General features: G+C 32.2%; 14 protein-coding genes. 5 read left to right on the forward strand and 9 right to left on the reverse strand.

Annotation, left to right across the window (positions count from 1 at the left end; all coding sequences use genetic code 11):
- Together PVA17_RS22645 and PVA17_RS22650 are read left to right on the forward strand one after the other, a co-directional pair.
- A partial coding sequence (locus tag PVA17_RS22645; protein ID WP_274069052.1) for an MFS transporter occupies window positions 1–874 on the forward strand: 874 nt, incomplete at its 5' end.
- A 398-nt stretch (window positions 875–1,272) separates the two neighbouring features.
- On the forward strand, window positions 1,273–1,794 hold the full coding sequence (locus tag PVA17_RS22650; RefSeq protein ID WP_274069053.1) for a hypothetical protein: 522 nt from the start codon (window positions 1,273–1,275) through the stop codon (window positions 1,792–1,794).
- A gap of 240 nt (window positions 1,795–2,034) precedes the next feature.
- Here the strand turns inward: PVA17_RS22650 and PVA17_RS22655 are convergent, their stop codons facing one another.
- The 7 genes from PVA17_RS22655 to PVA17_RS22685 form a co-directional block, all read right to left on the reverse strand.
- On the reverse strand, window positions 2,035–2,910 hold the full coding sequence (locus PVA17_RS22655) for a ThiF family adenylyltransferase (protein WP_274069054.1): 876 nt from the start codon (window positions 2,908–2,910) through the stop codon (window positions 2,035–2,037).
- Window positions 2,911–2,921: 11 nt separating this feature from the next.
- The gene (locus PVA17_RS22660; RefSeq protein WP_274069055.1) at window positions 2,922–4,064 is read right to left on the reverse strand and encodes a Mov34/MPN/PAD-1 family protein; all 1,143 of its coding nucleotides are present in this window, start codon (window positions 4,062–4,064) and stop codon (window positions 2,922–2,924) included.
- 37 nt (window positions 4,065–4,101) lie between these two features.
- Window positions 4,102–4,869, reverse strand: coding sequence for a hypothetical protein (locus PVA17_RS22665; RefSeq protein ID WP_274069056.1), 768 nt, complete (start codon window positions 4,867–4,869; stop codon window positions 4,102–4,104).
- Window positions 4,866–5,462, reverse strand: coding sequence for a hypothetical protein (locus tag PVA17_RS22670; protein WP_274069057.1), 597 nt, complete (start codon window positions 5,460–5,462; stop codon window positions 4,866–4,868). The genes PVA17_RS22665 and PVA17_RS22670 overlap by 4 nt, the downstream gene beginning before the upstream one ends.
- A 12-nt stretch (window positions 5,463–5,474) precedes the next feature.
- Complete coding sequence (locus tag PVA17_RS22675) at window positions 5,475–5,798, reverse strand: hypothetical protein (RefSeq protein ID WP_274069058.1); 324 nt, start codon at window positions 5,796–5,798, stop codon at window positions 5,475–5,477.
- A 48-nt stretch (window positions 5,799–5,846) separates the two neighbouring features.
- Window positions 5,847–7,010 carry a DNA polymerase III subunit beta gene (gene dnaN, locus PVA17_RS22680; RefSeq protein WP_274069059.1) on the reverse strand — a complete coding sequence of 388 codons (1,164 nt, stop codon included), beginning with the start codon at window positions 7,008–7,010 and terminating at the stop codon, window positions 5,847–5,849.
- A gap of 77 nt (window positions 7,011–7,087) precedes the next feature.
- On the reverse strand, window positions 7,088–8,047 hold the full coding sequence (locus tag PVA17_RS22685; RefSeq protein ID WP_274069060.1) for a Rad52/Rad22 family DNA repair protein: 960 nt from the start codon (window positions 8,045–8,047) through the stop codon (window positions 7,088–7,090).
- 354 nt (window positions 8,048–8,401) lie between these two features.
- Between PVA17_RS22685 and PVA17_RS22690 the strand changes: the two genes are divergently transcribed.
- From PVA17_RS22690 to PVA17_RS22700, 3 genes are all read left to right on the forward strand, one after another.
- Window positions 8,402–9,916: a hypothetical protein gene (locus PVA17_RS22690; RefSeq protein WP_274069061.1), complete on the forward strand. Its 1,515-nt coding sequence runs from the start codon at window positions 8,402–8,404 to the stop codon at window positions 9,914–9,916.
- Between the two features lie 186 nt (window positions 9,917–10,102).
- Entirely contained in the window at window positions 10,103–10,408 is a 306-nt protein-coding gene (locus PVA17_RS22695; RefSeq protein WP_274069062.1) for a DUF4258 domain-containing protein, read from the forward strand.
- Window positions 10,409–10,428: 20 nt separating this feature from the next.
- Window positions 10,429–11,730 carry a DUF3854 domain-containing protein gene (locus tag PVA17_RS22700; RefSeq protein WP_274069063.1) on the forward strand — a complete coding sequence of 434 codons (1,302 nt, stop codon included), beginning with the start codon at window positions 10,429–10,431 and terminating at the stop codon, window positions 11,728–11,730.
- A gap of 273 nt (window positions 11,731–12,003) precedes the next feature.
- On the opposite strand, the gene PVA17_RS22705 is transcribed toward PVA17_RS22700, so the two are convergent.
- On the reverse strand, window positions 12,004–12,168 hold the full coding sequence (locus PVA17_RS22705) for a hypothetical protein (protein ID WP_274069064.1): 165 nt from the start codon (window positions 12,166–12,168) through the stop codon (window positions 12,004–12,006).
- Between the two features lie 428 nt (window positions 12,169–12,596).
- The coding region (locus PVA17_RS22710; RefSeq protein ID WP_274069065.1) for a hypothetical protein at window positions 12,597–13,143 on the reverse strand (547 nt) is incomplete at its 5' end.

Genomic DNA, 13,143 nt, shown 5'->3' on the forward strand with positions numbered 1-13,143 from the left:
GATATATCCAACTCAATCGAGTTTTATTCCGGAAATATTACAAAATGAAAAAAAAGATATTGAAAAATCTGTTTATATAATGAATATTACTAATAATACAGTTAATATAATATCAAACTTCATATCAGCAATTATTCTTATATATATGTCCGTAATAAGTATACTTGTACTTGATATATTTACTTTTCTTTTATGTATAGCATTATTTTTAAAAATTACTCAAATAAACATTGATAATACATCAATTAATGACACTCAACAAAAGCATAATTATAAAGATAGCATTTTATACTCATTTAAATATTTTTGGAAAGAAAAAACTCCTTCCAGAATTGTTGTAATGGAAGGTATTTTAAGTGGCCTTACAACCATGGTTATGCGAATTGTTGGTGCTTATCTAGTAGTAATAAATATTGGAGTTGAGTATTTAGGTATTCTTTTAGCTATCCAAAGGGGTTCTGAGTTAATTGGAGTATTTCTCTCAAACCGCATTAAGATGCCTTTTAAAAACTTTTTCATGATAGATTATCTGATCTCTGGTACCGCTATCACATTAATTGTCTATATGGATAACATAGCAATAAAAACAGTTCTCTTTTCTTTAGCATTTTTTTTAATTGGTATGTCAGGTACGGTTTATGGAAAAATGATCTATCATTTTTATGATTATAAACATTTAGGTAAAGTTTCTTCTGTAATAAATACGGTTTCTTCAGTTGCTATTGTTGCATGTATGCTTATCCCTATGATCTATGACGATGTAGAAAATTTAATACTTATCACAGGAGTCATCACTATAGCGTTTGGTTTATATCTTTTGTTTTTTAACAAATCTAAAGATTCATTAGAAGACGAGAAAACTAGTCATCATTAAAATGATCTATCTTCTTTTGATAAAGATATTTCCCAGCTAATCATACCTTCGAGTACAAAAATAGCTGCTTATTTTGCAAAAAATAAGCAGTTATTTATTTGTAAAGGTCGTAGGAATTTCGTGCCAGACTAAAACCCTACCGTGGGAAAGATGAATTTTAACAATGGCGAGCCTTTGGACTAAATCCTCCATGTTTTTTATTCGTCAGGGCACCCTCCCCATTGTTCTTGCAACAATTTCTATTTCCATTTTTAAAAATATAAAAAGTAACTAAAAAATAGTAGAAGGGCCTAATGGAGCAAATGCCATAATGAATATTTTATTATATTTACAAATATAGGTAATTCTGTTATATTATTGTAAGTACCATCAAATACAACTATTAGGGAGATGAATTTATGTTTAAAAAAGTAGCTGCAGGAACATTGGTTACGGGTTTATTATTTTCAGGATTTAGTAGTAATACATTCGCTGCCGAGGCGTCTACAACTGTAAATAATTCAAGTAATGATGAAGTAAACGAAAGCTTAGAACAAGCTAGTGATGCAAGCGTAAATATAGAAATAAACGGTAAATACGTAGAATTCTATGCTGAGGATTTAGCAAATAAATTTACAGATAGGTATTATTCAGAAATTGTATTTTCTACGCAAGATCCAAATGGACGTGCTTATTTAAATACAATAGATAGAGATCAAAAAATAATCTCTGTGGACCCAGAGGATAATGAAGCTAGTGGTTACACAGCAATGGTATCACAGAGAAAAACAAAAATTTTGGATAAAATTTATAAAATTTATGATAACCAGGGATATTCATTACCGAAATATGTAAATGTATATGCGTATGCAAAACCAGCAAATGACAATAGATATTGGGTTATACAACCATATAGACTAAATACAGACGATTTATATTAAAAGATAGAACATCGGGTGGGATTTTAAGAGAATGGAAATATAGCAAGACTTTTACTTTTTTATGTAATATGAAAAAAGAGGATGAGACAAAGTGTTTCAGCCACAAAAATACCGAACTATCTAATAAAACACTTATGAAGTGTTTCGGAATAGTTCGGTTTTTCTATTTATCGTGTTTTGTTAATTTAGAGATTACTCGGCTTTATGAAGGAACAATTTAGTTATGTCACAGTCCCTTTTTTAACAAAAGAATGTTGCTGTTCTCATATAACCTTTTTTTGCATGAAAGACCGTTTTATGATTTTCAATACATTTATCTTCTAAAATTTCACTCATATACATCATAACTGCATGTGCAGCCATTTTATTAACGATTAGTCTTTGAGGGTCACTAGCTGTTAGATCACTACAACTAACTTCACTAGGCTTAATTGTATCAGTAACAGCAAGTATATCAGGATAAACTTCACACACAGATGGCTGAATGATATCCTTACCCATTTTAATCCCACAAACAATCTGCCCAGTCCAGCCGCTTTCACGGTAAGCTATTAACTCCTCGCTAGACCATTCATTTACGGGCCTGTTTTGCCAATCTTGAGGCACAGTAACACTTTCATTACCACTATCTATATAAATACAGTTAGGAAGCTTTAGAAAGGCTTTATGGAGCTGTTGCCTTGTGAATACGTTATCTACGCATCCAATCAATATAGGGACAAGTCGTACGTTGTAATAAGATGATTGACCATTGCTGATATCTAAGTATTCATTTGAAAATAAACTAGTAATTTCACTTACAGTCTCCACATACTTTTCAGTATAGGTTGAAATATTTAAGTTATATGCGGCTGCATAACGATCTGCCAAAACTTCTGCCTTTTTTTCACCAATCTCCTCTTCTAAAAATAATTGATTCTTTAGATTTTTATTTTCTATGACGTCAGGATCAACCAAAACATAACTATGTGGGCAATTTAGCGTCCCTAACATCTGAGAAAGATGTTGAACAATATAGCCCCCTGTACCGCCTGTTCCAATTTGCACTATATATGGATAAATACTTTTATATTCTTTGTTAATGTAATCGGTTTTATTTAATAATAAGTTATACATTTATTATCCTCCTAAAAATCTGTAATTGTAATACTCTCAACCTGATAATCTGTAGGTAAACCACAAAAAGAAAGTGAAGACTTATCATTATAAAATAAATCAGGTAATTTACACTTTTCATGCCATTCTTTATTGTCTATTGAAACAAAAGTTCTGATGTGAATATCTGGCATAAAGTTAGTTTGAAAATTACCAACAATGATATAAAACATCCCTGGTTTTCTTTCACTTTCGTTATCAATTTTTGATGGGATTGCTTCTAAAACGTGGTGTGAGTGAATTTCACAAGCTAATTGAACATAATGACCATTTTTCTCTAATTGCATAATTTCAAAATATCCTGTCTCATCATCAGAGGTAACTGAATGATAAGAAGCCGTTTGTTTTGGTATATGAAGAAGAAAAGAATTGGTATCAAAGTTATAATAAAATTCACCGCGGATCTCTAATTTATGTTCTGCATAAACTCTTGCAAGATTAATGAATTCCAGCAATAGTTTTAACGGTATTTTTGAAGGAAATTTAAAAGAAGCGGGTTCGTCTTTAGACGACTCCACTTCTTTTTTTACTTCTCCTGTGCAACCTTTTTTCTTGGCAATTGTTACAGGTATGACAAAATTCTTATCCTTCCCGATATATTTCATTTCAGTGTAATCCTTGACTAACTCTGGGAAATCTTTCTCCATTCGTTTACGAACCATTTCACCATCAATTTTTTTAAATTCAAATGTTTGATCCTTCTTTTTTATCTTTATACCATTAGTAATCTCATCCAAAGTGAAATAATTTGTAATTGGTATAATTTCTCGGAAGTATCGAATAATAGTATCATTATTTATGTCAAACTCTTCTTCCTTAGTTTTTGCAGGACTTTTTTTTGTAGCTTGATTTTCTTTTTTCTTTTTTTCATCCGCCTCAGCTTTTTGAACTTGTGCGTCTACATTTGCTGACAACTCTTCAAATGTAGAAGGTGCATCAACAGTAGGGGCATTGTTATTTAAACTGGAAAGCATTTTCATACGAAACAATAAACTGTCCTCTGTATCTGGAATGTCCATTATTTCATATTTTGTCTCCTTGCTAGGTGTAGTCTCTTTTTTTTCTGTTGTTGAATCTTCAAACATAGAAAATAAATCATCAAATAGATTAGTCATATTCTTATCCTCCAAAAGTCATTATGTTTAAGTAAATTTAAATTAGTTTCTTTCCTAAAATGTCCGCTAGTATCTTATTTGTTGGTAATAACCAATCATCTTCGAATTGAAGTATTTTATTATCGGTTATATGTTGTATGAACTCTTTAAATTGTCCGTTCCTCTTATTCTCAGCCTTTTGGCCAGTTTCAAATTTATAATCTACCATCATGCCGTAATCCTCATTAAATGGTGCAGCAACGAATTGAGTAAAAAAACGTTCGCATGCTGCTACTGAATCAAGAGTAAACGTATTTGATCCCCAACAGACTTTTCCACTCTCTTTCGATACATTTGGGTACGGAAAGTAAAAAAGCTCTGTATCTTCGTCAATAGCCGAAGGGGAGTCCAAGATAGCATAGATATTTGTCTCGATTACACGACGTTTCATTGAGTCTGAAACTGGACGGAGTGCTATTTGGAAAATCATTTTGGGAAATGGAATTTCATATAAGGTTTCCTCTGAGTGATAGCGAATAAACCAAGTTGATTTGTCTACCGTCATTGTTAAGCGTTCATACTCGCCCTGTTCAGAAGTACTGAAAGAAATTGTGTTAGGGGGTAAAATTGGGGTACGTCTCTCGTTTGAATAGTTTGTATTATCTGTTGAAGCAGATTCAACTGGGCCTGATGTTAAAGCGTGAACTACCATTTCCATTGAAAGCATAACAGGTATTTTCTTTGTTCCGTTATCATAAACTTGTGTACCTATAACGGGGTAGTTAGGATCTATAGGATTATCAGAGATTTCTAAAATCCATTTCATTTTTTTATATCCTCCGAATCTATAATTCTTTTACTCTCTAGTAAAAAATCAACTAATTTATCCATATTGCTGTAATAGAAATCTTCAACGACAATTATGCAGAAACTATCCTGATTAAATCCTTCAGCAAGAATGAATTCGTCATAAGAACTCTTGTGTAGATTGATAAAATAAGGGTTTTGACTTGTATTACCTTCAATAAAAATTAGATGAGATGAATACATAAGTTCCTTAGTGAATTTAATATACTCTGATTCTGTATAGTCAGAATTTGATGGGAAGCTTCTCAAATGTGTAAAATCATGTTTTCTACATAATGATAGACATTTTTCTAAGTAAGCAGGATATTCCTTATCTCTTTCATCGATGGAGTGTGGAGTAAATATTTCAGCAGTGTCAAATAATTCGTTGATAATATCAAGACAGACATCAAATGCATAAACTGCTCCCCAGCTACCATTGTAATCACTTGTATGGATATCCATTTTTTCGAATATAGATTTGTCTCCCTTAGTGTCATAATACATCTTCATAATTTGTAATAAATGAAGTGTCTTTTCATATGTGTAATACTCATCTGCATGTATAATCATGATTTTTCCCTCCTACAAAAATTTGTGTTTAGGTTTAACTTTCCTTACCTCTGTCGAATTTAAAATATGCACCACGTTGTAAGTACTCGCCATAGCATATAGAGGTGAGGTAGGTAAAATATTAAACTCATCAGTATCCTCGATATAGTCGAAATCCCAACAGAAATTGTCTATTACTCTGTCAATATCCTGTAAAGTGAATGAACTAAAATCAATCTGTTCTACAGGTAATTGGTGATACAAAATATGGTAAAGGTAACTTTCGCCGCATTTTAAGACATCATTCTTTTTGCTATTTTTCTCTAGTATTTTGTTGAATTGGTTGAAATCAAACACTTCAGTAATCCTCCCCGCATATTTAATAAAGCTATAACTGCTCTTTATTTAATAAGTACGGACAGGCAATACTAATTGTATACGCTCATCTAAACAAGTATCTGCTTCATAAACATTAGCTATTAAGAATGGGCGTAATGGTCCTGCAACCTTTATCATTACTTTCTCTGTACTAATAGTTTTTAAAGAATCTAATAGAAACCCCGCATTACAACTTAGGTTGAATACTTCTTCACACTGGCAATCTAAAAGGGTCAATTCTTGTTGAACCTTACTAATACCTCCAGGATCAATAGAACTAATAGATAAATTGCCTGAATTATATTCAAACTTACAGACCGTATCTTTTTTAGTTGAATCCTTCATAGTTTTAATAAGTTCTACAACATCTTTCAATTCTGTTGTTGGTACTGTAAAGAAACCTGTAGTTTCAGGAATCAACCTTGAAGTTGCTGGGTAAGTACCTTCTAACAAACGACAGTACATAATAGTTTTCTGATTTCCACTTACTAATGCAATTTGATTGTTGTAACAGACTATCCCGATTTCCGTATTCCCATTAAAGCTTTTTAAAGCATGTACTAGGCTACTTCCAGCGGGAATCACTACAACCGTATTTTCATTAGCTTCATAATTTTTTGTTTGACATTGTGCTAGGCGATGTGAATCAGTAGCTATAGCACTAAACAAACATGATCCATCTGAAGAAGGTGTAAATTCTAATTTTAAACCTTGTATTATAGGACGAGACTCATTTGTAGCAACAGCGAATACAGTATCCTCAATGAATGATTTAAAGACAGAGTAGGGTAGCTGAAATTGATTAATTGGCTGCTGACTCGTCATAATATTAGGGAATTCTTCGGCATTCATTATTTGGAAATCTAGTTTAGTTTTCTTTTGTTTAACTGTAATTGAATTTCCACTTCCATTTTGTGCAAAATCAATTGTTCCTGATTTTAGTTTTCTAGTAATTGAAAACAATGTACGCGGAAAAACTGCTCGACCAGGAATCTCAATATTTACATCCTCAGATAATGGTACACGTTCAAGCATTGATTCATCTCCATTTGAAACAATAAAGTGAATATAATTTTCAGTTGCTTCAACAAGTACACCTTCAAGAATGGGTATAGTGACTGTTCCAGTAAGTAATCTGCCGAATTTTGCACAAACAGAATCTAAAATGCTCTTTGTAATTTGGAATTTCATAATAATTTCCTCCGATTGTTAAGTAATTTTGTTAATAAAAAGAGGACTTAAAATAAGTCCTCTTAGTAATTGTCCTCTTATGCCATTTGTTGTTGTAAACTACGACGAATATTTTCAAATATATTACGAATACCATTCTCATCAAGACGGCCAATCAATTGGAAATAATCGCCGATTTGTTCTTTTAGATAATGACTCGCAAATCCTAGTTGGTGCTGAATAGGTAGTTTAAACTGCTCAATACAGACCATGACATACATTTTTACTGGATAAAGTGCTTCATACAAACTCTGTAGCTGTTCCTGAGATGCACTATTCAATGCCATTGGAGGACAGTTAATGTATTGGAATAAATTTGACGCGTGTTGAGGGTGAATGTTTAGCACATTCATACACTCAAGGATCTCTTGTTGTATTTCTTGATATGAAAATTGGTCGGGTGTTCTTTTATCTTTTTTGATTGGTAAGTTTGCTCTTTGGGGGTTATTAGTTGGATTACTATCAGATTGTGAATGTTGATTATTGCTTTGCTGTAAATTTAGTGTAGGTCGAAGATAATAACCTTTAACATATTCTTTCTCACGATTAATCTTGTATTCCCCAGAAACGTATTCACACTCACCATTAGGTCTAGTCGTATAGATTTCAACCCAATATTGGGGTAAAGAATAAAGAAATCTTCCAATACCAAAATGTACAGCTGCTCTTTTTAAAGCATCTGAGTATCCACCCTTAACTGATTCGTATTGAGTAGCCTCTGCTGCATCAGAACGTGAAACCCACATATCATTATGATAAATGGAAATAGTACATTCTATAGCAGGTTTATCGAAGATATTAAGTTCCCGATAACTATTCTTCCAATTAAGCCCACATACCTTATCTAGCCTGGACTGTATAGCACGCGCTGAAACATAGGGCACAATTAATGCTTTTAGTTTACCGTAATTGTCCTTTGTTACAGTTTGAACTTTCCAATCAATTTCGTTGTCTTGCATAGGCTCTGCTAGTTTGTTTAAAACATCTGTTCCTGTCATACTTAATCACCTGATTCCTCAAAGATTTAACTATTTGTTTTCAAATAAAAAAAGCCTTTGAAGAAGAATTGTAGTCAAAACAGGCATAATAAACCCGTTTTATCAATTCAACCTCAAAGGCTGTAAATAGTAGTAGTTACCGCACAAAAAAAGCGTGCAAAAAAGAAAACAAAATAGTTATGCTAGCATTATACCTTAAATTACTAATAAATAAAATACAAAAGAAATCAAATATGTTAAAATAAATCTAATTGTTAATAACTGAAGCAAACACTGCTCACATGTATAGACCGTTTGATTAGGTCTTATTCATGTGAGTTTTTTTAGGCATATAATTCAAAGGAGTACTAACTTATGTATAAAAAGATACTACTTTTTACAGATGATAATGGAAAGTCAGTTGATCCTACTGCTATGCAAGATTTAAGGAATTGTCTAACGGATTCTATTACAGGGACAGATTACGGTTTGTCTTATGTCACAATGGCTATGGAATGGAGTAAAAAAATTGATCCCATCCACGTTTCCTATGTATTAATAATAAATGCCTCGGAATTACAGATACAGTCTGTCATTGAAAGTTGCCCTAGCATTGAGGAACTTTACAGCTTATATAATGAGGGGAGTCATTGGTACTATGAGCTGTTTGAGGTCGATGAAGGTGAGGTCATTAATAATACAGAACATGAAGGATTGCCAAAATTAGATTTTTTGAAAGATGAATTAAGTAATTTGGGAGAGAATGTTTCTTTACCGTTCACAGTAGAAAATGGAACAGTGCAAGAAGAGGCTTTCCCGCTTCCTTCGAAGATTGTCAGTGTTCATATCTTGGATAATAATAATGAAGTAGTTGAGTCTATGGAAGAGGATATGAATAAGGATGATTTAAAAGATACACCTGAAAATGAAGCTGCGGTACATGTTAAACAAAACGATATTAACTTAATTTCCGAAGAAGAGAATAAAATTAAAGAGATTCCTGAGATTCAAACAGTAGAGAATGACGTTAACTATCAAAGAACAAGAACCATTCAAAAACAATTGTTTGCAAGACAAGAATGGCAATCTAATAAAACAATTGGGGTATGGTCTCCTATACATCAGACAGGAGTAACAACCTTTGTTATTAATTTTGCGTTGTACCTTGCTAAACATCGAATATACACCGGGGTCCTAGAAGGCTTAACAAGTAACCATATTTTAAAATATTGGTTAAATCGCTATACAAGCATTCCTAACGACTGGGTAAGTTATGCAAGCGTAATTCATGAAGATATAGAGCCAACACTTGCAGATTGGAAGTATGGAAATGTCTTGTTTTTACCCTTAAATGATGGGGATATTGATAAGAAATGGACAAGTGATACTCTGGAAACATATTTAAAAATGCCAAGCTTATTAGATATTATTCTTGTCGATATGCCAACAGGTGAAATGAACAAGCATACTGTTGATTCACTCCTATATTTAAGTGAATTATGGATAGTAGTGGATGATTCATTTCATGAAATAATAGCTTGGAAGGAATATATTTCTCAACTTAATCAATTAACAAATATACCTATAAGACTCGTTTTTAATAAAACATATAAATTTTCTCAAATCCAAAGACTAGAAAAAGAACTAGGATATCCTCTAATTGCAGAATTACCATCCCTACACGAAGAAGTTAAAAGGAATTACTACCAGACTAAGCCATTGATATATATGGATGATATATATGAGCAATTACATCCTGGATTCAATCAAATAAGGGAATACCTTTTTGGTGATGAGGCTTATGCTTATGAACAATCCACTGCAGCAGTTACAGGTTTTCTTGGTAAAGTGAAAAATAGACTAAAAAAATACTTTATGGATTCTTGTTGAAGAGTACTAATTTAAAGTGATATGATAGATATGTATATTATTATTTATTTTTTTTGCAGGCGACCATGTTGCTTTAGCGAGATTTTACTACTACAAAGTCTTTGGGACTTGATGAAAATACACTACAAATGTGTCCATTTTCTCATCCCAAAGGCTTTTTTTATTTTCAAAAAATGGGGTGATGGAATGAAGTTAACGACTTTTAGTGTTAGAAAAGCATTAATTAATAATCAAATTGTATTAACCAAATTTTCACAAGTGAAAATGCAAGAGAGAGGATATTCAAAAAACGATTTAATAAAGTGTATATGGACAGGTGAAATTATAGATATTCGTGTACATGCTGGAAAATTAAGAGGTGTAATGGAAGGACTGGACGCCCACAATAACCCGATTGTTTGTGTTATTGGAGAGAGTGAGCAAGATTCGGGCCATTTAAAAGTTTTCAATCTATTTCCGCAAATACTGGAGAATTATAAGAGAGTTATATAAAAAAATGAGGAGGAATTATCATGGTATATCGAAAAACAAAAATTGAGGGTTGGTTTGAACTGCAACGTACTGTATGTCCAATATGCGGGAAAACAGGTGGATGTATGATTCATAAAGACGGAAATAAAATTGCATGTATCCGTGAAAGAAGCGATATTCAGTTTGGGAAAAATAGTTGCCAATCATGGTTACATCATTTGAAAGATGGCGTAAAAGTAAATGTAAGTGATAAAGTAGCTACAACTAAATCTAGGAAAAAGTTCCCAGTTCATTTATTACATGGATTTTTCTCTAAATTAGTTAATGATAGTACTACATTACTTACAACACCACATATACACCACTTGAATGGAGAAAGACAGTTATCTGATAATACTATTGCGAAAAGACAGTATCGTAGTTTTCCGCAACAGCCATGGGTAACTGCTAAAAATGTATTAGGTAAATTTGAAGAACGCCTTTCTGATCAAAATTTGACAGTAGGGATACCTGGTTTCTATATGAATAATTATGGATGGACAATTAACGGCCAATCCGGAATATTAATACCTTATCGTAACGAATACAATTTTATTACGGGTTTTCAAATTAGAGTAGATGAGGTAAAGAATTTTGTAGAAACTGATCAAATTAATTATCCTAATTTAAAAGCATATGTTAAACAGCAACCTAATCATGTTCAAATTCAAGTTAATGGACAAAAATATTGGGAAGGTGTTTTAGAGTTAGGAAAAAGAAAAACAATTGCTGATGAAAACGGAGAAATATTAGGAACGGTTAAATTAGCTAAAGGACAGCGTTATTACTGGTTAAGCTCACCGAATAAAAAATATGGTACTGTAGCAGGTGATCCTGTTCCTATTCACGTTGCTATTCCTAGTAAACAGCTTGAAGAATGGAACAAAACACTTGAAGCGGATTTAAAAAATCCTGATACAGACAGTTATACAACTTTACGAAAAGCTAAATCAGTATGGATTACTGAAGGAGCTTTAAAAGCGGATATTGCAATAGATCATATTGTAGAGGCATTTGCTGACACGATTGATGAAGTCGGTGATACGATGATTGCAGCCCCTGGTATCAATTCTTGGAGAAGCTTATTACCAATGTTAAAAAATATGGGTGTAAAACGTGTTAATCTTGCTTTCGATATGGATGCTATAGAGAATGAACATGTGAACCAGTATTTTCATGACATGGTAAAAGAATTGAAGTCACAAGGATATGAGGTTTATGTAGCAGCGTGGTCATTGAAAAACGGTAAAGGAATCGATGATATTTTATTGAATGGGTATACGCCACAATTAAGAAAACTGTAATAAGAACTTGTTTCTATATAATAAAGTTGTATACTAGCTATTTTTAAATAGCGAAGTATATTGTTTGAATCGTTGATATGAAGCGATTTCGAACAACATACAGTATACAGCTTTTTTGTTATTGATATTTAATTGGAATTTTAATAAATGACTATGCCTGTTAATTGTAGCTTTAGAATAAAGATTGATTAAAAAATCCCTTTCACCTTTATTTATCAGCTGATTGGAAAAACTTCATTTCGAAAAAAAATGATCAAAATAGAGTTGATATTTTTAACAAAGTATGGGGTTTTTATAAGAAAGTTTAATTTGTTGTTTCACTAATAGCTGAGCACGTGGCGTGATGGATGTGGCACTTAAATTAATTTTAGCTGCAGTACCTGGTGTTATTGATGGACCATTATAGCATTCATCTGATATTGGCCAAGTATGACCCAACTAATCCACGTGGACGTGATCGATGTGATCATTAAATAAAAAACAATTAACTGCAGACCGGAGTCAAATAATTGTCGGTGTACCTGGTGCATCGGTGGACCACAGAAAAGTACGCTACCGGCATTGTCCGGATCCGGTGCCATCCAATGTACCTGGGGTGGTTGATGTGAATTAGTGGGATTTTATAATAAAGTTTGAGCAAAAATTGTGGATGAAAGTTAAAACCTAAGCTACAGTATCTGATGTTAATGCAGGAATGAATGGAAAATAAGTTAATTAAAAAACACTCCATTTAGAAAAAGACCTTTCAAAATGAAGTGTTTATGTATAAATGTTTTTTAATTAATATTTCATTTCTTGAATAAGAAAACCGTGCGTTATTTTACGTAAATCATTACTATATATTTTAGTTATATCACTGTTATAAACTAACAAAGTCCTTCATTGGTTTCCCCATTAGCAAACACACTCTTTCTAATATTGAATGTTATGATTGCAAGTAAAGATACAATAATAACATTGGTAAGCATACTAAAAGAAGGATTATTTAATAATTGCGGTAAACCTCCTATGAAGATGACACAGATTACTCCATATATTAAAAATGTTCCAATCCAAGAAACGATGTAATTAATAACTGCAGCTAATCTAGGAAAGTTAATAACCAGATAATTTAAAGCGATATAATATAAGATGCAAGCAGCAATGAAAAACACAATATCCCAAAAGTAAACAGCGTTTCCACTTGCTATTTTTACCGATATAATTTTATGTAATGAATAGGCAGTAAAGCCTCCTATAAATAAAAAATCAATTAAAACTGCTACAGTTTTACTAATCATTTTAGAAAGCTTATACAAGATAATTAATAAAAATATAAGCATAATAGGTAATACTATTATCACTATTTTCCACCTCTGATTATTTTTAAATTTAATTATAGCAATTGTAGGGATATTTACCATGTCACTGTAG

Source organism: Lysinibacillus sp. CNPSo 3705 (assembly GCF_028674935.1).
Taxonomy (GTDB): Bacteria; Bacillota; Bacilli; order Bacillales_A; family Planococcaceae; genus Lysinibacillus.